Source organism: Flavobacterium sp. J49 (assembly GCF_011742145.1).
GTDB lineage: Bacteria > Bacteroidota > Bacteroidia > Flavobacteriales > Flavobacteriaceae > Flavobacterium.
In genome coordinates this window covers 19,444-43,992 of the sequence record NZ_JAAQQU010000085.1, presented here as the reverse complement: position 1 = coordinate 43,992, position 24,549 = coordinate 19,444, and the positions used below count along the sequence as shown (strand labels likewise).

Here is a 24,549-nt window from a genome sequence, read left to right as displayed (position 1 = left end):
CATTATTATACATAGTGCTGTTATTGGCATAGATATAAGAGTTAATCGTAGCCAAAGTCTGGTTACATTGGTTCGTAACTACTTGAGAAACTAACGGAATAACCGGTGCAGCAGGCGTAGTAAAAGTGGCTGTATTACCATTGTAAGGTTGCTCTTCCCCGTTTACGATAGCCGTAGCCTGAACTTCATATGTGGCTGAATAGGCTGCAATGGCCAATTCTGAAATAGCGAATGTGCGCGAAGCTCTTTCAAACTCTACAGGAGCAGCTGCCGGAGAAGTTCTGGTTACTTTGAATTTGTGTACAACTGAACTTCCTGAATAAGGAGTTGTATTAGTAGCCACAGAACAAGAAATATTCGTAGTCATCGCAGCCAAAGTACCACTTGCTGTGGTAATGTTAGAAACAACAGGCGCATGACCATTGAATTTAGAACCATCACAATCCTCGTCAACATTGTTGAAGTTGATTTCTGCAGCACCCGGATTAATAGCACCGTTGCCATCATTACAATCAGTATTGTTGGTAGAGAATCCTGTTGGTGCTACAGCAGCACCGGAAGAACATTCCATACTGCTGGTAGTGCTTCCGTAACCATCACCGTCAGCATCCACATAAAACAAGTATTTTGATTGTACGGTAACTACTCTATTTGAAGTTGTTGGTCCGTTACATCCAAAAGCATAGGCTGTAATTGTGGCTTCTCCTGAGAAAGCAGCGTCCCAATTCATCACTCCGGTAACATCATTAATCACTCCGGCTTCTTCAGGCTCAACACCATAGAAAATACCTCCTGTGGCATTGGCCGCCGTAGCCGTATAAATTTCATTAGGAGCATCTTGACATACCAAAGTAGCACCGGCAGTAAAACTTGGTGTTCCAACTTGAGCACCAATACTAACATGAGAACTATTAGTTGTACTAGTACTATTGGCAGTATTACCCGCAATATCACTTATCGAGATAGAAAAAGAAACAACCGAGCCGGAACAAGTTAAAACGGTAGTGGTTGCTGACCAACTAGTACCACTACCTGATACAGTAGCAGAAACACCATTCAGTACAACAGTTGGAGTTGTGATTGATTCTGTTGTACTAAAACTAAGCGTAACTGTATCACCTGGTACCGCAATTGAAGAGTTACCTGCATTGTTCGAAGCAATTGATACTGCTACAAATCCAGGCGATGAATTATCTATAGTGACAGAAGAACTATCGGTAGTAGTAGTTCGAGTAGCCGTATTCCCTGCCGCATCGCTAATACCTATGGAAAAAGTTACTATTCCGCTAGCGTCACCACCAACTACGGTCTTTGTAGCTGACCAAGTGGTTCCACCACCAGTAACAACGGCAGCATTTCCATTAATCGAAACGCTTGGAGTAACAACGGGAACCTCAGAAGTAGTAAAACTTAAAGTAATGACATTCCCTGTTTTAGCATGACTTGAACTGTTAGCATTATTTGAAGCTATAGTAGCTGAAGAAATGTTTGGTGCTGCGGTATCGATAGTAACAGAAGAACCATCCGTAACAGTATTACGAGTACCGACACAACCAAAAGTATTTTGAAATGAAATCGTAAAAGTTACTAAACCATCTGCATCACCACCAACCACTGTTTTGCTGGCCGACCATGTCGTTCCACTACCTGTTACAGTAGCTGCATTACCATTTATGTAAACGATTGGAGTGACAGACGCAGCTTCGGAAGTCGTAAAACTTAATGTAATGACATCACCGCTTTTGGCGAAAAAAGAACTGTTTGCATTGTTAGAGACTATTGATGCCGTAGTAACAGTCATCACATCACAAATCGTGACATCACCGGTAGTGTAATTAAAACTAATTGTTTTACCACCAACCAAGTTACTGGTCAATATTCTTGAGGTACTACCCCCAAGCTGCCCCGGTAAAAAATCATAAACCCCTGCTGCTTGATTTGTGGACGCAAAAGTAAAAGCTATCGCTCCGGTAGTAATACTGGCCGAATGCCCTCCCTTTTGAACAATTAAGGTTCCGGCATTTACCGCAGTAGAACCTGAATATGTATTGTTAGCTGATAGGGTTAAATTTCCAGACCCCTCTTTAATAATTTTTCCTGAACCACTTATAAGACCCGATATAGTAATATCAGCACCTGAAGTTCCTATAGTAAGATCATTGGCGCCAAGTCCAACAGTGCCAGATAAAGTCAATGAACCTGGCAATCCACTCACATCAGCATTGATTCTGGAAGCTGATGCTAAAGTAATATTACCCGGCCAAATGTTGTTTCCACCTGTACTTCTTAATGAACCATTAGACCCGCTAACGCCAAATCCATTCAAAATGGTTGGATAATTGTCATAAGTTATACCACCTCCTGAAGAAAATAGAGAGAGTGTAGCATTATTTTGCACGGTAACTCCTGAAGTTGTTCCTAGTGCTTGGGCATTTTGAAGTTCACCAAAAGCATTTGTATTGATTGTTGTAGCTCCTGAATAGGTGTTACTCTGATTTAAAACAACCTTTGAACCCACATCACCTCCTATAAAAACATCATTTACAGAAGGAGTACTAGTACTAGCGGCATCTAATCCATTTGAAATTATACCGGGTGTAAAAGTCCCCGAACTTAAAAAATAACCCAATTGTACTTGTTTGGAATTGGTTACGGTTGCGGTTTGTTTCCAAAAAGCATCGTCATTAGAATCTCCATCCCACATATCCGAACCATATACAGAAAAAGAATCAATACTAGCAGAGCCGTTCATCGTTAAATTAAAGGCTCTGTAATCTATTCCATCAACCGTCAAGAAAACGTCGGCAGTAGTACTGGAGGTAATTCTCACTGTAAACCTATAATCCTTATAGCTACTTTGTATAGGTGAAAAACCTAATAATGAAACTCCGGCATTTCGATTTACATACCACTGACCATAATTATCAGTATTCACATAAAGCCTTGATCCGCTGGTTCTGTTAATGTAGCTACTCCCTTGAATTCCTCCTGCATTCAATGAAAAACCAATCTGCCCAAAAGCTCTGGTACAAGCAACAGTAATCACAAAAGTGTCACCAACTTGCAGTGATCTGTTACTACCGGTATTGTTACCAGTTGTCTTGAACGTACGCCAAGCAGCTGCTTGTTTAGGGGTGCCAAAACTATTAGCCCACATCCCCATATTATCTGATGAAGGATTAAAAAAACCTCCTCCGTCATTAAAAGTTACGGGAAAATTTCCGGTTTGCATTACATAAGTAACCGTGGTTTGAGAATTACCAAAAAAAGTAACCGTTAAGAATAAAAAAAATAAAATTCTTTTCATAAAAATAATTTTTTAAAATAGTTATAGTAAAAAACAATAACACCTAGCCAATTTGCATTAAGCCAATATTGATCAAATTGAATTTAGTAGAATAGGGGTGTTTAAAACTACCAAATTAACCAATCCAAATTACAAAAGAAAAAACTGCTACACAAACGAAAACGTTTTCGTGTTAATAAATTATTGATTTTTAGTTAATATACTGTGTTTTATAAAAAAAACACCTGACAAAATTAACAAGTAAACAATTGGCAATTGTAGTAACCATAACGGAGTTTGCCAAATAAAAATCAACAATCAGCTGCAGACATTAAACAACTGCAAATATATTTTTATAAATTTGTAAGTAAAACCATAAAAACAAAATCAGATATGGCAAGAGTAATAGCCCCTTTCAAAATAACGGGAACTATTGATGAACTAAATTTCTATATTGACCAAAACAAAGTAAATCGGGTTAGAGAAAAAGGTAAAACAGGCGTAAGCAGTGAAGAGTTCAAAAGAAATCCTATTTTCGAAAAAGTAAAAAAACACAGTAAAGAGTTTGGCCGAGCAGTAAAATATGCACAAGGCTTTAGAGCTACAGCCTATCATTTTTTCAACAGAGCGAAAGATGGTAGCTTTGCAGGACGCGCGAATAAATTAATGTTTGAAATTATAGAAGAAGATGCCACAAACCAACATGGAGAAAGGACTCTGGAAAATGGCTTACTATCACCGGATACAAATAAATATTTTGAAGGATTCGAAGGAAATAAACTAAGACCGCTAAACAACGTATTAAAAGCTGCTTGGTCATGGGAAGAAACTACAAGCCTATTAACCATCAATAATTTTAACCCGAAAACAAGTATTGATTGGCCCGAAAATGCACAACAAGTCCACCTGGCCATTGCCCGCTCAAATTGGAATTACACAGAAAGTAAATTCACGACACATTTCAGCGAAGAAATTATTTTACAAAAAGAGGAAGCAACTACCAACCTACAGCTGCAAACAAGCATTCCTCCCAGTAATCATTTACAACTGCTATACTTATTTATAGGTTTTTCAACCCAAGAGCGAAAAAAAACAAAAGAACTAAAAAGAAGTAACAATACTGTAACCATCATCTGGTCAAAATGACGCCAATCTACAACTAAAACGAAAAAGTATCCTAGGAATACTGCTTCTCGTAATATTTAGCATATTCACCGGAAGTAACATTTTCCAACCATTCTTCATTGGCCAAAAACCAATCAATGGTTTTTTCCAAACCTTCTTCAAAAGTAACAGAAGGTCTCCAACCCAATTCAGTATTGATTTTAGAAGCATCAATAGCATATCTCAAATCGTGTCCGGGTCTGTCTTTTACATAAGTAATCAACTTTTCAGAAGTACCCGAAACCCTATTTAATTTGACATCCATCTTTTGGCAAAGTAATTTGACCAAATCAATATTTTTCCACTCATTAAAACCGCCGATATTATAGGTTTCATGGTTCTTTCCTTGATGAAAAACCAAATCAATAGCAATCGCATGGTCTATCACAAACAACCAATCTCGCGTATAATTGCCATCACCGTAAACCGGAAGGGGTTTGTTGTGAATAATGTTATTAATAAATAGCGGAATCAACTTCTCCGGAAAATGATTGGGTCCGTAATTGTTAGAACAATTGGTGATCACATAAGGCAATCCGTAAGTTTCACCATAGGCACGAACAAAATGGTCCGAACTGGCTTTTGAAGCGGAATAAGGCGAATTCGGGTCGTAAGGTGTGGTTTCTGTAAACAAGCCAGTGGCTCCTAAACTCCCGTAAACCTCATCGGTGCTTACATGGTAAAATCTTTTGCCTTCAAAATGATCTTTCCAAATGGTTTTCGCGGCATTGAGCAGATTCATTGTGCCAAATACATTGGTTTTTACAAAAGCCAACGGATCGGTAATAGAACGGTCTACATGGGATTCTGCAGCCAAATGAATAACACCGTCAAATTGGTAATTTTGAAACAAATCATGGATAAAATCGGCCTCAACAATATCACCCTTGATAAAAGTGTAATTGGGAGAATGTTCAATATCGGCAATGTTTTCAAGATTTCCGGCATAAGTCAAAGCATCTAAATTAAAAATTTGATACTCCGGATAATTCGTCACAAAACGACGAACCACATGAGAACCTATAAAACCCGCACCACCGGTTATTAGAATCTTTTTCATCTCTCTTAAATATATTATATTAAGGCTATTAAACCTTTATAAAACCCTTAACTCTCTTAACTTCTTCATGTTGAAAACTTACTCCGTAAAGTAACTGAACACTAAAGTCTACCATCTGCCTTTTCATTCAAAACACCCTTAACATCAAACAAAACACCGTTTGTCTTTTTTAGTTTTGACAAATCAATGGTGGTGAATTCTTTGTGAGCCACGCCCAAAACTATGGCATCGTAAGTATCACTTGGTAATTCGGCTGTCGTGGTCAATTGGTATTCGTGCTTGACTTCGGACGGTTTGGCCCAAGGATCATAAATCGTAATGTCAATCCCGTAATCTTCTAAAGCATGAACTACATCTACAATTTTGGTATTGCGCACATCGGGACAGTTTTCTTTAAAAGTGATGCCCAACATCAGTAATTTAGCTTTATTGATAGTGACTCCTTTTTTAATCATTAGCTTAACTACTTGTGAGGCCACATATTCCCCCATACTGTCATTCAACCTTCTTCCGGCCAAAATAATTTCGGGATGGTACCCTTTCTCTTGAGCTTTTTGGGCCAAATAATAAGGATCAACCCCTATACAGTGTCCACCTACCAATCCGGGTTTGAACGGTAAAAAATTCCATTTGGTTCCGGCAGCTTCCAAAACCGCATGGGTATCGATTTCTAATAAATTAAAAATTTTAGCCAATTCATTCACAAAAGCAATATTGATGTCTCGCTGTGAATTTTCGATAACTTTCGCGGCTTCGGCTACTTTTATGGAGGGTGCCAAATGCGTTCCGGCAGTAATCACAGATTTGTATAAATCATTGACTTTTTCACCTATTTCAGGAGTAGAACCCGAAGTCACTTTTAATATTTTTTCAACGGTATGCTCCTTGTCTCCCGGATTAATCCTTTCCGGAGAATACCCGGCAAAAAAGTCAACATTGAATTGTAAGCCACTTACCTTTTCCAAAACCGGGATACATTCTTCCTCAGTAACACCGGGATAAACAGTTGATTCATAAATGACAATATCTCCGACTTTCAATACTTTACCAACCGTTTCACTTGATTTATAAAGCGGAGTTAAATCAGGGCGATTGTTTTTATCTACAGGCGTTGGCACGGTAACAACATAATAATTGCAATCTTTAATGTCCTCAATTGAACTACTGCAAAATAATCCTTTAGTTAGGTTATTTGAGGTGGTGAGTACTGCATTCAAAGTGGCTTCATCAATCTCAAGGGTTGAATCCAAACCGGAGTTCAACTCATTAATTCTATCTTGATTGATGTCAAAACCTACGACAGGATATTTTGTAGCAAATAATCTTGCTAAAGGCAAACCCACATATCCTAATCCAATAATTGCAATTTTAATATTCATTATGATTATTTATTTATCTTTTGTTTTAAAAAAACCAGCAATCTTACTAACTGCCAATAGACTGATATACAAACCCTATGGCTTTCATTTTTTCGCCATCCAAAAGATTCCTGCCGTCAAAGACAAAAGCGGGCTTCAACATACTGTCATAAATTTTTTCCCAATCGTAGGTATTAAACTCATCCCATTCGGTCAAGATAGCCACTGCATGCGCATTTTCACAAGCCGCATACGGATTGTCAAAAGTACTGATTCGCTTCTCGTTTTCGGCCGGCTTTCTGGTTTCTAAATAATCCAAATCAGACAACACTTGATGGTGCTTTACTTTAGGATCATACAAAGCAATATTGGCTTGCTCATTAATCAAATCATCGGCTACGTAAATAGCGGCTGATTCTCTGGTATCATTGGTGTCTTTTTTGAAAGCCCAACCCAAGAAAGCAATCTTTTTGCCCGAAACTGTGTTGTATAAGGTTTGCACTATATTTCTGGAAAATCTTCTTTTTTGGTGGTCATTCATGATGATTACTTGTTCCCAATAATCGGCTACTTCATTCAAACCAAAAGCTTTGGAAATATAAACCAAATTCAATATGTCTTTTTGAAAACAAGAACCTCCGAAACCAACTGAAGCCTTTAAGAATTTAGAGCCAATTCGGCTGTCCATTCCAATGGCTTTGGCCACTTCATTGATGTTGGCTTCTGTTTTTTCACACAATTCCGACATTGCATTGATAGAGGAAACCCTTTGCGCCAAAAACGCATTAGCAGTTAACTTAGACAATTCTGAAGACCAAACATTGGTTTTCAAAATGCGCTCTTTAGGTACCCAATTGGCATAAACCTCAACCAATGAGTCAATCGCTTTTTGTCCTTCAGGCGATGTTTCACCTCCAATTAAAACCCTATCCGGATTCAACAAATCCTGAACTGCTGTACCTTCTGCCAAGAATTCGGGATTAGACAATATTTGAAATTGCACTCCGTTTCCGGTGTTGTCCAGTATGCTTTTTAAAGCTTCTGCAGTTCTAACCGGCAACGTAGATTTCTCTACTATAATTTTGTCATTTTTGGCCACTTTAGCAATTTGACGGGCACAAAGTTCAATGTGCTTTAAATCGGCTGCCATACCCTTTCCGGTACCATAAGTTTTGGTGGGAGTATTTACGGATATAAAAATCAATTCGGCTTCATCAATGGCTTTATCAACATCGGTAGAAAAAAACAAATTTTTGTTTCTGGTATTGGCCACAATTTCATTCAATCCCGGTTCGTAGATTGGAATGTTATTCACGTCATCCGCATTCCAAGCGGCTATTCTGGACTCATTTAAATCGACAACAGTAATTTTTATGTGGGGACATTTTTCGGCAATAACAGCCATAGTCGGACCTCCAACATAGCCTGCGCCGATACAACAAATATTAGTTATTTTCATTATTAGTAGTAATTTTTAGTCTTTTTTTAAATTATTCCAATACCACGCCACTGCTTCTTTCAAGCCTTCTTGAAAAGAAAACTTCGGGTGGTAATGCAACAGTTGCTTAGCCTTGTCTATGCTTGCCAAAGAGTGAGGAATATCTCCAACCCTATTGGGACCGTAAACCACAGGAACTTCAGCAATACTTTGATCAAATTCCGACAAATACAACTTGAGATAATGCAACATATTATTCAAGGTCGTTCGGTCTCCAAACGCGGTATTGTAAACGGTATTCACCGCCTCTTTATTCTGAGTCGACATCGCCAATTCATTCATTTGAATCACATTGTCAATATAAGTAAAATCTCTGGAATAGTTTCCGTCACCATTCACTACCGGACTTTCATGTGCCATCAATTGCATCACAAACTTCGGTATGACTGCTGCATAAGCACCATTAGGATCTTGTCTTCTTCCGTAAACGTTAAAATAGCGCAGCCCTATGGTTTCCAATCCGTAAGTTTTGCTAAAAATCTCCGCGTATAATTCGTTTACATATTTGGTGATGGCATAAGGAGAAAGCGGCTTTCCTATCTTGTCTTCCACTTTGGGCAAACTCTCTGAATCGCCGTAGGTAGAAGAACTCGCAGCATAAATAAAACGCTTTACACCGGCATCTCTGCAGGCAACCAACATATTTAAAAATCCGGAAACATTTACTTCATTGCTCGTAATCGGATCATTAATAGAACGCGGTACCGAACCCAAAGCTGCTTGGTGCAAAACATAATCAATATGCTTTACCGCTTCTTGACAAGTTTCCAAATTGCGAATATCGCCTTCTATCAACTTAAAATTCGGGTGGTTTAAAAACCCGGCAATATTGTGTCGGTGACCGGTGGCAAAATTGTCCAAACAAGTTACTTTATGACCTTTCCCTAAGAAATACTCACAAAGGTTAGAACCTATAAATCCGGCACCTCCGGTTATCAATATGGCTTTTGAATCCATTGTCATAACCTGAATTTTTTTAGTATTCTGTATTTCCATTTGGCAAAAAAGCCTGTTGGCTCATCATCTTCGTGGTAACCACTTCCGTAACCATAGCCATAGCTGTAGCCATAACCGTAACCATAGCCATAACCTACACCGTATTTGGCTTTATTCTCATAACCATTGAAAATAATACTCACATTGTTCAACTCTCCGCGTTTGGTTCTGTTGTTCAAAAGTGTCAACATTTCTTTCTTGGTGAAATTTTGACGGACAATATACAGCGTCACATCACAAAATTGGGCCAACTCCAAAGCATCTGAAACCAATCCAACCGGTGGTGTGTCTAAGATGATGTAATCATAATTTTTCTTCAACTCCATCATCATTTCTTTCATAGAATCGCCAAGAATCAACTCCGACGGATTCGGCGGAATCGGTCCGGAAGTAATTACATCTAGATATGGAATATGTGTATGCTGAATAACTTCTTCTAATTTTCTTTGCCCGATTAAATAATTCACAGCACCAATATCATTTTGGATATTAAAATCATCAAAAATTTTAGGCTTTCTCAAATCCAATCCTAAAATGATGGTTTTCTTTTCGCTCAAGGCAAAAACCGTAGCAATATTAATGGAACAGAACGTCTTTCCTTCACCGCTGACAGAGGAAGTCAACATTAAGGTTTTGGTTCCTTCAATACTTTGTTTTTTGTATAAAAACTGAAGCGAAGAACGAATGGCTCTAAAGGATTCCGACAGCGCCGATTTTGGTCTTTCAAAAACAGACAAATTGGTTTCCGAATGCTTAATCCCAACAATTCCGATCAACGGCAATTGGGTCAATGTGGAAATGTCTTCAATATTCTGAATCGAATTACTGATAAAGAATATAAAGAATACCAACACTAATGGCACCAACAAACCGACAAAAAATGCCAAAACATAATTCACACTGGTTTTCGGCCCCAACAATCCGCCACCAACATCTTTGGCCGGATCAATAAACTGTATGTCTGATAAGTTGGCCGCTTTTACGATAGAAGCTTCGCTCCTTTTTTGTAAAAATGTATTGTAGATATTGTCACTCAAATTATATTTTCTGGACAACTTTAACCATTCTTGCTTGTTTTCCGGAAGTCGGCTGATTTCGCCTTCCACTTTGCGGATTTTCTCATTGGCCAATTCCAAGTCATATTGTAAAGCGTTTCGCAATGAGTTGGCATTTTCCAAGAGTACTTTTTTAACCGATTGAATTTCGTTGTCTATTCTTTCGTAGTAAATATCGCCTTTGATAGAATACCCCAAATCGGAACGTTGTATAGACAGGGCAATCAACTTGGCCACATTTGTGGTAATATTGGGTTCTTCAATACCGGCTACGGTTGGCGCCGGTAACTTTGAGAAATCGACACTGCTTTTCAAGTAATTTTTTAGTGAACTTAAATACGCCAACTTGCGCTCTACTTGATCTTTTTGGGCATCATAATCAAGCAACTGACTTTTGTAAGTCGTTCCGCCTTCTTCGATGTCGATGATATTATTGGTTTTGCTGAAATCTTTAAGTTCATCACCTGAATCTTTCAACTGTCCTTCCATTTTGATCAAGGTTTCATCGATAAAGTTGATGGTGTTTTCGGCAAATTGGTTCTTATTTTCAAGTTGCTTTTTAATCAAAACATCCACTGTAGCATTGAGATAATCAACCATTCTGGCTTTGTTGGTTCCTTCCATTCCCAATTTTAATATGGAACCTGCTTTTTCGTCTAAATCAACCCTCAATCCTTTAAAAGCCGAAACCGTATTGTCAAAAGAATTAAAGCGAACCAAAATCTCTTCTTCAAAGTTTTTCCAAGAAGCTTCAGACAAGGTCAACTTCCAATTCAGAAACGGGAGATTAACTTCTTGCCCAATGCGGTAAACCCTTTTGAACTCACCATTGGGCACATTGACAACTGATTTTATATTACCGGCATAGCGAATTACTTCTGCTTGATTGCCTTGGAAAGGAATGGTCACCTGATACTTATCTTTGGTAATCATTTTGACCTTCACGAATTGGTCTAATAATTGGTTTTTCGACTTATCGATGGTTACTTTGAAAGGTACTTCTCCGTAAACATCCTGCAAAAAATATTTTGTTTGTTTCAAATAATCGATGTAAAAGTTCAACCGATCTACTACTAATTCGTTGTGCGATCTTGATTTTAAGGTTGTTGAAATCATCTGAACCTTATCAGAAGTACCGCCCCAATTGAAGACTAAACTCGTATTGGAAGTAAAGAAAGGGTTGTTTTCCTCTTTTACAGCAATGGTCGTTTCAATTCCATAAATTTTTTGCTTTCTGACATTGACTTGATGCGCAATAGAAAAAGCAATGATTAAACCTATAACAAACCATTTCCAATAACTGATGGTTTTGATTAAAAATCCTTTAAAATCAAAGCTGCTTTGTTTGTCAAAAAAAGTAAAATCTTTTACGTCTAGCATGAAGAGGAGTGTTAATTTCTAAGTAACAAAAAAGTAGTTGTAGCCAATGATAATATGGTTACAATTGTGGTTAAAGATTCTATTCCGGTTTTTCCGGTACCCCACGATTTTTGTTTTAGAGGTTTAACATAAACATAATCATTAGGTTGCAAATAAAAACCAGGAGAATTAACCACTTTGGCATCGGTCAAATCCAAACTAAAAGTTTCACTTCCTTGTGGAAAAGTTCGAATCACTTTCACATCTTTTCTATCACCTATAATGGTTATATCACCAGCGTTAGCAATAGCTTCCATGATATTGACTTTGTCTTGAAACAAGGTCTTTGTACCGGTATTGGTTACTTCACCATTAATGGTATATCGAAATCCTGAGAGTTTTACAATAACAAAAACACCGGCTTCGTTTTTAAAATATTTTTCTAAAAGTAATTTTTCAATTTTGATCCTAACCTCTTCAGTGGTAAAACCTAAAACATTGATTTCTCCCAGTATCGGCAACCTGATATTTCCGTGATCATCTACTGCATATCCGTTAAAATAATTCCCTTGATCGGGTGTAGCCACCATATTCTGAGCGCCGGACGGATTGAATATTTCTACCAATTTGGGGTCAATGGCCTTAATGGAAATATTCAATAAGTCATTGGTTTGCAATCGATAAGGCTTTTGATTAGAAGGAGTAACCGCAGTACTTGTTCCTTCACTTTTGTTTTGAAGGTACACCAAATCTTTGGTAGGAACGCAGGAAGTCAATAAAATACTAAAGAGAAAAAATAAATATATTTTGGGTTTATTCATTAGATTTTTAAAAAAAATTAGCAAACAAAGATAGATTTTTCAAATCTAATTACAAAAATGTAGTGGGCTATTATTTTGCTATAAATTTTTTAAAGAATTTTCAAAAGGAACACGGTTCAAAATACTTCTGCCCAATGTTACTTCATCGGCATATTCTAACTCGTCTCCAACGGCAATTCCTCTGGCAATGGTAGAAGTTTTAACCTCGAAATCTTTGATTTGCTTGAAGATATAAAAATTGGTCGTATCACCTTCCATGGTTGAACTTAACGCAAAAATCAATTCTTCTGACTGTCCCAAAGCCACTTTGTCGACCAAGGATTTAATGTTTAGTTGACTCGGACCGATACCGTCAATAGGCGAAATTTTGCCTCCCAAAACATGGTAAATTCCCTTGAACTGATTGGTGTTTTCTATGGCCATCACATCTCGCACATCTTCGACTACACAAATAATTTTGTGATTTCTCGTCGGATTATTGCAAATGTCACATACTTCTACATCCGAAATATTATGGCAAATTTTACAAAACTTAATTTCCTCACGCATAGTCGTTAACGCCTGAGACAAGAATTGAGTTTGCTCTACAGGTTGTTTCAGCAAATGCAACACCAATCGCAAAGCCGTTCGCTTCCCGATTCCGGGCAATTGCGCCATTTCGGCAACCGCTTTTTCTAAAAGTTTTGATGAGAATTCCATTAGGCAAATTTAGAGAAAAGAAGAAAGAAGAAAGAAGAAAGAAAGCAGAACTTTTCATCAAACTAATCGTCTTTGCTCTTTTCTCTTTTTTCTATATTCTTTTTTGTATTTTGGCGACAATAAAAACATCGCTATGTCACCAACTACCATCTTAATTATCATCGTCGTTTACTTTGGGATTTTGATTTTGATTTCCAATCTTGTCAGCAAAAAAAGCTCAGACAACGACACTTTTTTCAAAGCCAATAAAAACTCCAAATGGTATTTGGTGGCTTTTGGAATGATAGGAACAGCGCTTTCCGGCGTGACTTTTATTTCGGTTCCGGGTGAAGTGGGCAATCCTGATTTACAGTTTAAATATTTTCAATTTGTATTGGGAAATGCTATCGGTTTTTTAATCATTGCCAAAATCTTACTGCCGTTGTACTACCGTATGAATTTGACGTCGATTTACAGTTATATTGAACAAAGATTGGGTACGATAAGCTACAAAACAGCAGCATCAATTTTCTTAATCAGTCGTACCATAGGTTCGGCTTTCCGATTGTATTTGGTGGTGATAGTGTTGCAGCGCTATGTGTTTGATGCGTTCCATATACCGTTTGCGTTGACGGTTTTAATTTCATTGGGATTGATCTTTGCGTACACTTATCGCGGCGGATTGAAAACGATTATCATCACCGATACTTTGCAAACGTTCTTCTTGGTTTCCTCGGTGTTTTTGACGATATATTTCATTTGTGACAGTATGGATTTTGTGGCATTTCAAGCTTTTGAAGCGGTCAAAAACAGCAATTATTCTAAAATTTTCTTCTTTGACGATTATTTGAAAGGGAATTATTTTTGGAAACAAGTACTTGGCGGCATCTTCGTCACCATTGCCATGGTTGGATTGGACCAAGATTTAATGCAGAAAAATTTGAGTTGTAAAAATATAGGTGAAGCCCAAAAAAACATGTTCACTTTTACCGGGATTTTTGTGCTGATTAATATTTTCTTTTTAAGCGTTGGCGCTTTGTTGTACTTGTACGCTGAGAAAAACGGCATTGCGGTTCCGATGATTGACGGTGTGGCAAGAACCGATTTATTGTTTCCTGAAATTGCTTTTAATCACTTAACCATTGTTCCGGCGGTAGTGTTTTTATTGGGATTGACGGCGGCGACTTTTGCCACGACTGATTCTGCTTTGACAGCCTTAACGACTTCGTTTTGCGTAGATTTTTTAGGCATGGATAAAGCCGAAAATCAAAACAAACCCAACATTGTCAGAACTCGACATTTGGTTCATGTTGGATTTTCGTTTTTGATGTTTTTGGTGATTGTATTGTTTAATGCTGTGAATGACGCTTCGGTAGTGAAGATGATTTTCAAGATTGCGTCTTATACTTACGGACCGCTTTTGGGCTTGTATGCCTTTGGTTTGTTTGTGAAATCGAAAACGGTTCACGACAAGTTGGTACCGTTCGTTTGTGTAATGGCACCGGCAATTTGCTTTTTTATCAGTAAATATTCTGCGGAGTTATTAGGCGATTATGTTTTGGACAACGAGTTGATTATAGTGAATGGTTTCATCACTTTTATCGGATTGCTTTTGATTAGCAAACCGGCGACCCAAAACACCCGATATTAAAAAGGATTCCTTTTTAGCCCCGGTTGCAGTGGAAATCATCTCGATTTATCGGGATATTGTAACGGAAAACGGGAACATGGATAACAAATTTGCCCAAGCCATTCGCTCCTGACTTCGACTAGCCCAGTCTGACATTAGTACTGATTCGTAGCCAATAAAACCAGTGTACAAGCCACTTCTACTTTGATGCCGTTGCTTTGCAGCAATTGGTAAAACTCAGGATTTTCTGTGCCAGGATTGAAGATGACGCGTTTGGGTTTGGTTTCGATAATGTAGTTATAATATTCTCTTTGTCTTAATGGATTTAAATACAAAGTAACCGTATCGATATTTTTTAATGGAATATTTTTGGTTCTGATGGCAACTCCGGCTACTTCGCCTTGATTTTGACCAATTGCCAGTACCGAATGCCCTTTTTCGACTAACATATTGATGGCTTTGAAAGCATATCTTTCGGGTTTGGTCGTAGCGCCGAGCACTAGTGTTTTCTTATTTTTCATGGTGCAAATTTAACTAATAATGTTTTTAAATTAACACTTACTTTTATTCTTTCCCTATCTTTGTGGTTGATTCGAATTACTAGAAAAAATGGAAATCTTTTTGAATACTTTTTTTGTCCTGCTAGGCGCTTTATTTTCGGTTTTGAACCCCATAGGTGCCATTCCTTTCTTTGTTGGTTTAACGCAAGACTATGATAAATCGGAGCGTTCAAGGGTTTCTCTTTTGACTGCTATTAATGTTTGTATCATTTTATTGATCTCTTTTTTTATTGGCGAATATGTTTTGAGCTTTTTTGGAATTACGATTTCCGCGCTTAGAATTGCCGGTGGCATTTTGATTGCCAGTTCGGGATTTGGTTTGCTCAATGCCAATCCGAAAAAAAGAAAAGGAATCAGCAAAGAAGTGGAAGAAGATTTGCAAAACAGAAATTCGATAGCACTCACACCACTGGCCATGCCCATGTTGGCCGGACCGGGTTCGATTTCGCTTTTAATTGCGTTTAACCAAGACCATCATTCTACTCCGGAAATTTTATCTTCAGTCATTTCCATCATCATAGTGTCGTTATTGATTTTTTTAATTTTGAGAAGCGCTCATTATTTGGCTAAATACCTTGGTGCCTCGGGCATTGTGGCTATTTCCAGAATCGTTGGTTTCTTGACGGTTGCCATTGGAATTCAGTATATCATTAGCGCGGTTTTGAGTATCATCCGTGGCATATAATTAATTACAAATTAGAATTTACGAATTGAAAAAGCCCAAGATCGAATTGATTTTGGGCTTTTTCATATTTTACTTTAAAGTATTTATTCTTTCGGTAGAAAAATTTCCGCCATCATGCAACGGGCACTTCCTCCGCCGCAAGCTTCAATGGTATCTAAACTGGAGTGGATGATTTCAACGTGCGCTTCTAATTGGGCGATTTGTTTTTTGGTCAAACTTTTATAGGCTGACTCGCTCATCACTAAGTATCTTTTATCGTCTTTCCCTTTAACTTCGAGCATGTTTCCGGCGAAGTTGTTGACTTGGTCTTCGGTGATTAAAATTACTTCTTTGTCATCGCCACGCAGACTGTCTAAAACCATTTTGCGTTCTTTTTTATCGTCGATGCAATCGGCACAAACTACGGCAAACGTATCGCCTAAAGTCATCATGACATTGGTATGGTAAATTAGTTTTCGCTCGCCATTAACGGTTTGGAACGCTTCAAAAATAACCGGTGTGAATTCGAAATCCTCACAGAATTCAATCATCAGTTCTTCGTCGGCCCGTGGAGATAAAGCACAATAGGCTTTTCCGTTTTCGCGGTCTAACAGTAAACTTCCGGTACCTTCGAGGAAAACGTTGTCTTCTTCGGCTAAGGTATAATCCATGATTTCGTTGATTTCGAATCCTTCATCTTCTAGAATATCGAGGATATCTTCTCTTCTTTCGGCGCGACGGTTTTCTGCAAACATGGGGTATAAAACCACATCGCCGTTTTCGTGAAACGAAATCCAATTGTTTGGAAAAATACTATCCGGTGTATTCGGTTCCAAAGTATCTTCAACTACGACCACGTTTACCCCTACTTTTCTCAGCTTGTTTACAAAAGCATCAAACTCGGCTTGGGCTTTGGCATTAACAGTTTCAGGTGATAATCCGTCTAGGACTTTTTGGTAATAATTATTAACCGCAGTTTGTTCGTTCATACGAAACGCCACCGGACGAATCATTAGTATGGCATTGGTAGTTTGTTTCATTTTCTTGGTTGTATGTTGTCGGTTCTCCGTTCTCTGTTTTCAGTTAAAAAAATCAGGTTTTCCAGTTTTCTTCGACATATTTTATAAAGTTAAAAATTTTTGCTCCTAGAATATCATAATCATTGATAAACTTTAAATTATCAGGAATTAATCCTTCGTATAAATTATCTATTTTCTCTAAATGACCTTTTGTTTCCAAACAACTTGAATGGCTAAAAACCAAAAACCTGATAAACTCTGCTTTATATCTTTTTCGCCCGTAACCTTCAATAATGTTAGAAACCACAGAATCGGATGATCTTCTTAATTGACTTCCCAATTCATAAAGTTCATACTTTGGCAAAAGTAAAGTTGCCGGATGAACTTGATAGAACAAATCTAAAGCAATCTTGTAAATATCTAAATCTTTGTAACTATTCATTATTAGAATTTTAACCGACAACAGAGAACCGATAACAGAAAACTAATCTCTAATCAACGGTAAAGTCGAGCACCTCAACAATCCTTCTTGTTTGGCAATTTCTGCATATGGTATTTCTTCTACGATAAATCCGTTATCGCGAAGCCACTTGTTTAATCGGGTAAAGTTTTTTTCCGAAACGACAACATTTTCGTCAATGGAAAACACATTAGAATTCATATGGTACATTTCATCACGCGTAATATGGAATAGGTTTTCTTTGCCAAATAATTTCACCAAGAAAACATAATCCGATTCTTCGCGAAAACCGCTTTTGTAGATGATGCCTTTGTTTTTACCAACCGGTTGAAAACAACAGTCTAAATGTAGGGCATTATCTCGAGCTTCCAACTTGGATTTGACCAAATCAAATTCTTTAACGATTTTGTTTGGAAATAATTCCTTGATATAATTCACACCGTGCATGTTGGTTCGTGCAGTAATATAATCTTTATAATCGGAACCTTTGTAAGTGCCAATAAAAATATAGTCGTTCCAAAGCATGACATCTCCGCCTTCGATATGAACTTCTTCGGGTGGGCGAACCACTTTGGCAGGGTCAATTTGGTCAATAACATACTGAATGGCATCGAGTTCTCTTTCTCTTTCGGGTAAAATATTGGCTTTGACAAAAACATCATCAATGACAAATCCGATGTCTCGGGTGAAAATTTGGTTGTAGTTTTCAATGCAATTCGGGCGAAAAACCTGAACATTGTATTTTTGAAACACCTGGTTGAACGCTTCCATTTCTTTAATCATATCGGCTTCAACGGGATACGTTCCGGCCAGGATATGCTCTAATGATTTTGGGTCATACGCTTCATCTGCGGTTGGCGTTGGTCCATTATTTTTGGCACAACCGAGCACAACGGCTCTTAATCTTGAGGTTTCGTTTTTTACATTTAGTTGTAGCATAAAATAGCTTTTGGCATTGGACAAATATAAAAAAGCTTCTCGGTTAGGAGAAGCTTTGTTTATAAGTATTTCGGAGTAAATTTAATTCTTTATCAATTTCTCGGTGTGAATTCGTCCATCTTCAGAGGTTATGTTGATGATGTAAACCCCATTAGCATAACCACTGACGTCCACTTGGGTTTTGTCGGTCATTTCAATATTGCGATTTAAGACCGTTTTACCGTCGATAGAAGTGATATTGATTTTATTGAACTCGGCATTTTTCATCACGATTTCAATCGTACTGCTGGATGGATTCGGAATGATGGCGAAACCATTGGCTATTTTAATCAAATTGACCACCGTATCTTCAGTGGCACGTACCTCTTTAGTTTCAGGTTCGTTTTCGCTTTGTTGTCTGTAGACAAAATCGGTGGTACAACCTTCAGGATAAGCGGCAAACTGTGATCCTAAAGCGGCTTCAAAACCCGGATTAAGTTCAACATAATTGGCCGCATGATACACCACGCCGTTGCCAGTAGTATTGTCACCCACCGAGACAATGTTGGCGGCTTTAATCCAATCTGATCTTTCTTTTTCTTTGGTTGCAGCTACCGCTAAATTATTCAGGTCATCTGTCGGCGAGGCCAATAACAGAGTGGCCTGACAACAATCGGTAAAAGTCACATCGGGTCCAATATTCGCCGAGTTATCGGAGATTTCGTAAACAAAGGTTCCTGCCGGACAATTAACATTAAAAGTACCATTGACCTGAAACTCAAAATCACCGGATGGATTGGCACCAAACAATGTTGGATTGACCGTAAAACAATAGGTACTGGCCGTCAACGTTGTTGGAGCAGCCATAGTGCCTATCACTACATTATTTTGTAAAATATTTAATGAAATTGTATTGACAACCGCATTAACCGGAGGTTGGAAGGTACCACAAACTTCTATAGGCGTTGCACCTGTCATATCAGGACAATTGATGTTTGTTGGATCAGTACTTAATGCGCCTAATTGAGGAACGGCACAAGTAAATCCACAAATATTATCAATGTAAACGGTTCCAAAATGAGCAGAAGGTTCACAATCACTAACCGTGAATTCGATTCTTCCCGGCTGGTTTAAAATATCCTGCACATTCAATCGGGCACAAATCCAATTGGTGTATAAAACCCTTCTGTTGCTTCCAATTACCAAAGTATTGAACAGACAATTATCGGGATTGGCGATGATACAAATTTCATCAACTATATTATTGAACTGGTCATAAACTCTAACTCTGAAAAAAGGTTGTATCGGTTGTCCGTGAGCCGGTTTATTGTCCATGATTAATGAAAAATTAAAATCAATCGTAGCTTGATTGATCACCGGAAAATAGCGTGACATCGTTGTCACATCCGAAGAACCAAATCCATTGGCATTGTTAAGCTTAATAGATTTTGTTCCTCCATTAGAGTTTATCGTTGGCACATTTACGCCTAAAGCGGCCAAAGTTGGATCATATTGCTGATAGCCCGCATTTGTGCTACTAATCAAAGTTATAGTTGAACCAAAGTTGTTGGTACTTGGGGTAACCATATTTGTTGCTGTTGCAGCTGTTGGCATAGAACAAGACTGAAAAAACCCCGTTCCGGTAGCAGGTTGCGGATAAGCATCAGACCAAAAAGAATAACCGGCGGTATTGCTTTCAAAATCTCCGTTTACACAAGTTTGCATAATCGTTTGAGATGGCGTTTTGGCCAAATAATATTCTTTTTTGTCCGGGTTTTGGAGAAAGAACAACTTTCTCAATTCATAAATTTTGGTATTAACTAAGGCTTTCTGTAATTCTTCATCGGTAAATTCCTCTTCTTCTTTGAGGTGTTTGATGACCTCATCGGTAGTTTCTTTCGATAATTTATAATTCTTAAAATTATCATCCACAAAGCGTCTGATTTCATTTTCCGTTTGTTGTGAAATTGAAATCCTGCTGTTTTCATCAGCCAAATACTCATTGAGCTGGGCTGAAACCGTAGCCGAATTGAAAACAATACAGCTCAGTAAAACTATTTTAAATATCTTGTACATATTATTTAGTTTTTGCAATCAAAGCTTGTATTTGAGCTTTCAACTCTTCAATTTCTTTGCTGTTTTTTTCGATGGCTTTGCCTTGAGCTTCTATTTTTTTATCTTGATCAATGATGTAAAGTGTTAACTCTTCAATTTTCTCCATTTGTTTAGACTGCATTTCAGCAACATCAATTCCGTTTTTCGCTAATGCTTCTGCAGAATCAACACCCGGTAAATGTTTGTTAGCTTTTACAAAAGTTTCAACTTCTTTCAACGGCATTAATTTATAGTCATTGGCAAAAACATAATCCGCCCAGTTGGCAGAACTTCTTAAGGCCACTTTTACTTTCTCGGTCATAATTCCACCTTCAACAAAAAGTCTGTAGTTTCCGGTAGTACTTGGATAAGTAGCTGTTGATCCCAAGTAAATTTTACCATTGGCACTGCTGTTTCCTGTGCTGAACCAAAGGTTACTGTTGTTCATTTCCACAATTCTGTTTCCATTAACGGTGGTCGCTGTATTGATAGCACCATTATCTGCATAAAGACTGGTGTCGTTAGCACTAACTACATAAGGTGTCCCGGATGAACCGTTGCCTATTACTGTTACATTATTTCCTGCGGTTACTGTAGTGGATTGAAGCGTTATTGAACCACCTCCGTTGGATAAAGTAACAATCGCGCCGTTTTGAGTGATAGATTGCGGTCCGTGTGTAGGTAAAACAACACTATTTCCATTAGAGATAGAAAGTACTTGTCCGTTTAAGGTTAAGGTTTGTTGATCGGTATCAGTCATATTGGGAATGGTAACTGAACCTCCGCCATTTGAAAGCGTGATGGTATTACCGGTTTGTGAAAGTGTTTGCGGTACATCAGCCGGTAGTGTAACGCTATTTCCATTAGTAATAGAAAGTACATTTCCTGCTAAAGCTAAATTCTGAGCATCTGTATCAGTATCTACAACGGTCGGAATGGTAATAGAACCTCCACCGTTGGATAGTGTAATCGTGTTTCCTGATAGTGAAATCGTTTGTAACTCATTGGTTACGCTTCCATCAACTTCGGTTAAAATTCCCTGTGGTAAAGTTACCGGAGCACTTGGCACACCATTAACAGTAGTAACCAATTGATTACCGGTAATGCTATTCGATATTGAATTCACTATAGGCGCTGAAGCGGCAATATTATTAACATTGGTCGTCATCAAATTGGCATTAGATGACATTACATTCGAATTCGTTAAACCGGCCATTTTTTGTAATACCACATCACCATTGGCATTTACGGTTAAAAACTTTGTTGAAGTTTGGCTGGCTGGCGGATTAAATTGACTGGTTAAGTTGGTAAATCGAAGTCCGGAGTTACCATTTACACCATGTGTAATTTCAACTTTATTGTTTGGTGATTTATTTCCAATTCCAACTTTACCTTCAACCAACATACCGTTTAGTGGTGCTAAAGTCGTATTGGAAGCAGTAGTAGCGGCATTGGGAACATAATTTCTTCCTATCACCATTCCTCCTCCTAAATCGAGTCTGTTGGCCGGAATTACATTATTCCCTAAACCAATACCTACGTTCCCTCCTTTGTTAATGAAAACCCTTTGGTTTCCTAAACCATCAGCCAAAATAATAGTCGCATCTGTATTATTTCCAGCAACTTTAGCCGAAGATGGTGTAGCTTCCAAGCTAACATTTCCTAAAAAAACATTGTAACTTCCGTTGATTAGGTTTTTTGCGGTTTCTGCTCCAATAAAAATATTATTATTCCCTGAAACTAAATTTTTTGGTGTATTTATCCCTAAGGCAATATTGTTGCTTCCGGTAGAATACAACAACGCACCATAACCAATTGCGGTGTTGTTGCTACCAAAAACATTCGCCTCCATTGCTCTGTGCCCAAATGCAATATTACTTTTTCCGGTTAAATTGTTCCATAAACTTCGAGTACCAAAAGCACTATTAAGTGAACCACTGGTGTTATTTGCCAAAGATTCATTTCCGAAAGCACTGTTAAAACCGCCTGTTGTTACAGACAAAACTCTTGCACCAAAAGCATTATTACTGTGACTGGTGTTGTTCATCAAAGCATCTTTACCGAAGCCGGTATTAAAATTCCCGGTGTTGTTCACACCTGAACCTTCTCCTGAAAATGTATTGTCAACTTGTGCGCTAGTTTCAAAAACAACTGTCAAAAGAACTAACGTCGTAAATAAAAGGTATTTTTTTTTCATAACTAAAAAATTTGGGGCATTAGAAAAATAATTTAAAAACTCATTTATCAGGGTTGATTGGATTTGGCTTAAATTTTATTTATAACACTTTCAATGCATTTTGTAGGTTGCACATTGAAATAGCTTGTAGCGCATATATTTTTACATTGACAAAATTATATTATTTTTTTAAAACATCTATAAAATACATATTTAATCGATTAAATACATCTTTTTATCAATTATAATTGTATTATTCTTACGAATTTTAAATACATGAAATACTAACAAAAGAAAGACTAAATCGGAGCAGTGAAAAAAAAATCAGGATATATTTACATCACTCATTACAAATGAGTTAACAACGACAATAAAAAGGTATTGCCTAAAAAAATGGCTTATACCTGAGTATTGGGTATAAAAAAACTCCTTGCAAAAGCAAGGAGTTCAATAAAATATTAATTGGATTTATCTTTTATCCATTGGTTGGAAATCTCTCAGCGGATAACCCGTATAAACTTGTCTTGGACGTCCTATTGGTTCCTTGTTGATACGCATTTCTTTCCATTGTGCAATCCAACCCGGTAGACGTCCGATAGCGAACATTACGGTAAACATTTCGGTTGGAATTCCTAAAGCACGGTAAATGATTCCTGAATAGAAATCAACGTTTGGATATAATTTTCTGGATACAAAGTAATCATCCACTAAAGCTGAAGCCTCTAATTTTTTAGCAATATCTAAAATCGGATCATCAACCCCTAAAGTGTTCAATACCTCATCGGCTGCTTTTTTGATGATTTTAGCTCTTGGGTCAAAGTTTTTATAAACGCGGTGTCCGAATCCCATCAAACGGAACGGATCATCTTTGTCTTTCGCTTTTGCCAAATATTTATCGGCGTCTCCACCATCTTTTTGTATGGCTTCCAACATCTCCAATACCGCTTGATTGGCACCACCATGTAATGGTCCCCAAAGTGCCGAAACACCCGCAGAGATAGAAGCAAACAATCCTGCATGGGAGGAACCAACGATTCTAACCGTAGAAGTCGAACAGTTTTGCTCGTGATCGGCGTGAAGAATAAACAATTTATCTAAGGCGTCAATTACTACAGGATTTGCTTTATATGGTCCGGTTGGTAATTTAAACATCAACTGCATAAAATTATCAACATAACCTATAGTATTGTCGTAATAATTCAAAGGATAACCCATCATTTTTCTGTACGTCCAGGTAGCAATCACCAAGAATTTACCCATGGTTTTACATACGGCTTCGTACATTTCTTTTTCATTTTCTACATCAACCACTTTGGGGTTGAATGCGGTAAGCGCACTGGTTAGTGAAGACAAAACGCCCATTGGGTGAGCTGTTTTCGGAAAACCATCAATGATGTTTTTCATTTCCTCATTAACCAACGTATATTTTCTGATATCATTTTCAAACTGCTCTAATTGAGCTTTAGTTGGCAGTTCACCAAAAATTACTAAATAAGAAACTTCCAGAAAATCGGCTTTCTCGGCCAAATCTTCAATGGCATAACCACGATAGCGAAGGATACCTTCTTCTCCATCAAGGAAAGTGATGTCACTCTTACATGATCCTGAATTTTTATAACCCGGATCTAGTGTGATAGCGCCCGTTAATGCACGAAGTTTTTCAATGTCGATGGCGGCTTCGTTTTCACTTCCTACAATTACAGGAAACTCATACTTTACGCCATCAAGTTCTAATATAGCTGTTTTAGACATG

Annotated in this window: 18 protein-coding genes; 3 read left to right on the top strand and 15 right to left on the bottom strand. The window is 37.8% G+C overall.

Features of this window, described 5'->3' with window-relative positions; translation table 11 throughout:
* Positions 1-3,307 (bottom strand): S-layer family protein (locus tag HA632_RS02175; protein ID WP_176305603.1); only part of this gene is annotated, 3,307 nt, incomplete at its 3' end.
* A gap of 276 nt (positions 3,308-3,583) precedes the next feature.
* Between HA632_RS02175 and HA632_RS02170 the strand changes: the two genes are divergently transcribed.
* On the top strand, positions 3,584-4,432 hold the full coding sequence (locus HA632_RS02170) for a hypothetical protein (protein WP_176305602.1): 849 nt from the start codon (positions 3,584-3,586) through the stop codon (positions 4,430-4,432).
* A 31-nt stretch (positions 4,433-4,463) separates the two neighbouring features.
* Here the strand turns inward: HA632_RS02170 and rfbB are convergent, their stop codons facing one another.
* The 7 genes from rfbB to recR all read right to left on the bottom strand — a co-directional run bounded on the left by rfbB (position 4,464) and on the right by recR (position 13,296).
* Positions 4,464-5,510, bottom strand: coding sequence for a dTDP-glucose 4,6-dehydratase (gene rfbB, locus HA632_RS02165; protein WP_176305601.1), 1,047 nt, complete (start codon positions 5,508-5,510; stop codon positions 4,464-4,466).
* 101 nt (positions 5,511-5,611) lie between these two features.
* Entirely contained in the window at positions 5,612-6,889 is a 1,278-nt protein-coding gene (locus HA632_RS02160; RefSeq protein WP_176305600.1) for a nucleotide sugar dehydrogenase, read from the bottom strand.
* Positions 6,890-6,935: 46 nt separating this feature from the next.
* On the bottom strand, positions 6,936-8,327 hold the full coding sequence (locus HA632_RS02155) for a UDP-glucose 6-dehydrogenase (protein WP_176305599.1): 1,392 nt from the start codon (positions 8,325-8,327) through the stop codon (positions 6,936-6,938).
* A gap of 15 nt (positions 8,328-8,342) precedes the next feature.
* Positions 8,343-9,323 (bottom strand): SDR family oxidoreductase, encoded by a 981-nt coding sequence (locus HA632_RS02150; RefSeq protein ID WP_176305604.1) that lies wholly within the window; start codon positions 9,321-9,323, stop codon positions 8,343-8,345.
* Positions 9,324-9,325: 2 nt separating this feature from the next.
* A complete protein-coding gene (locus HA632_RS02145) occupies positions 9,326-11,797 on the bottom strand; it encodes a polysaccharide biosynthesis tyrosine autokinase (protein ID WP_176305598.1) in 2,472 nt (823 codons plus the stop codon).
* Between the two features lie 11 nt (positions 11,798-11,808).
* Positions 11,809-12,597, bottom strand: coding sequence for a polysaccharide biosynthesis/export family protein (locus tag HA632_RS02140; RefSeq protein ID WP_176305597.1), 789 nt, complete (start codon positions 12,595-12,597; stop codon positions 11,809-11,811).
* A 78-nt stretch (positions 12,598-12,675) separates the two neighbouring features.
* The gene (gene recR / locus HA632_RS02135) at positions 12,676-13,296 is read right to left on the bottom strand and encodes a recombination mediator RecR (protein ID WP_176305596.1); all 621 of its coding nucleotides are present in this window, start codon (positions 13,294-13,296) and stop codon (positions 12,676-12,678) included.
* A gap of 133 nt (positions 13,297-13,429) precedes the next feature.
* On the opposite strand from recR, the gene HA632_RS02130 reads away from it, so the two are divergent.
* Entirely contained in the window at positions 13,430-14,926 is a 1,497-nt protein-coding gene (locus tag HA632_RS02130) for a sodium:solute symporter (protein WP_176305595.1), read from the top strand.
* A 134-nt stretch (positions 14,927-15,060) separates the two neighbouring features.
* Here HA632_RS02130 and HA632_RS02125 read toward each other — a convergent pair whose 3' ends face one another.
* Positions 15,061-15,426 carry a CoA-binding protein gene (locus tag HA632_RS02125; protein ID WP_176305594.1) on the bottom strand — a complete coding sequence of 122 codons (366 nt, stop codon included), beginning with the start codon at positions 15,424-15,426 and terminating at the stop codon, positions 15,061-15,063.
* 88 nt (positions 15,427-15,514) lie between these two features.
* Between HA632_RS02125 and HA632_RS02120 the strand changes: the two genes are divergently transcribed.
* Positions 15,515-16,150, top strand: a complete 636-nt coding sequence (locus HA632_RS02120) for a MarC family NAAT transporter (protein WP_176305593.1) — start codon at positions 15,515-15,517, stop codon at positions 16,148-16,150.
* Positions 16,151-16,233: 83 nt separating this feature from the next.
* Here the strand turns inward: HA632_RS02120 and ctlX are convergent, their stop codons facing one another.
* The 6 genes from ctlX to HA632_RS02090 form a co-directional block, all read right to left on the bottom strand.
* On the bottom strand, positions 16,234-17,169 hold the full coding sequence (ctlX, locus tag HA632_RS02115; RefSeq protein ID WP_176305592.1) for a citrulline utilization hydrolase CtlX: 936 nt from the start codon (positions 17,167-17,169) through the stop codon (positions 16,234-16,236).
* Positions 17,170-17,221: 52 nt separating this feature from the next.
* A complete protein-coding gene (locus HA632_RS02110) occupies positions 17,222-17,590 on the bottom strand; it encodes a four helix bundle protein (protein WP_176305591.1) in 369 nt (122 codons plus the stop codon).
* A gap of 42 nt (positions 17,591-17,632) precedes the next feature.
* Positions 17,633-18,547 (bottom strand): dimethylarginine dimethylaminohydrolase family protein, encoded by a 915-nt coding sequence (locus HA632_RS02105; protein WP_176305590.1) that lies wholly within the window; start codon positions 18,545-18,547, stop codon positions 17,633-17,635.
* 81 nt (positions 18,548-18,628) lie between these two features.
* A complete protein-coding gene (locus HA632_RS02100) occupies positions 18,629-20,602 on the bottom strand; it encodes a T9SS type A sorting domain-containing protein (RefSeq protein ID WP_176305589.1) in 1,974 nt (657 codons plus the stop codon).
* Position 20,603: 1 nt separating this feature from the next.
* Entirely contained in the window at positions 20,604-22,817 is a 2,214-nt protein-coding gene (locus HA632_RS02095) for a hypothetical protein (RefSeq protein WP_176305588.1), read from the bottom strand.
* 447 nt (positions 22,818-23,264) lie between these two features.
* Positions 23,265-24,548, bottom strand: coding sequence for a citrate synthase (locus tag HA632_RS02090; RefSeq protein WP_171222692.1), 1,284 nt, complete (start codon positions 24,546-24,548; stop codon positions 23,265-23,267).
* Between the last annotated feature and the right edge of the window lies 1 nt (position 24,549).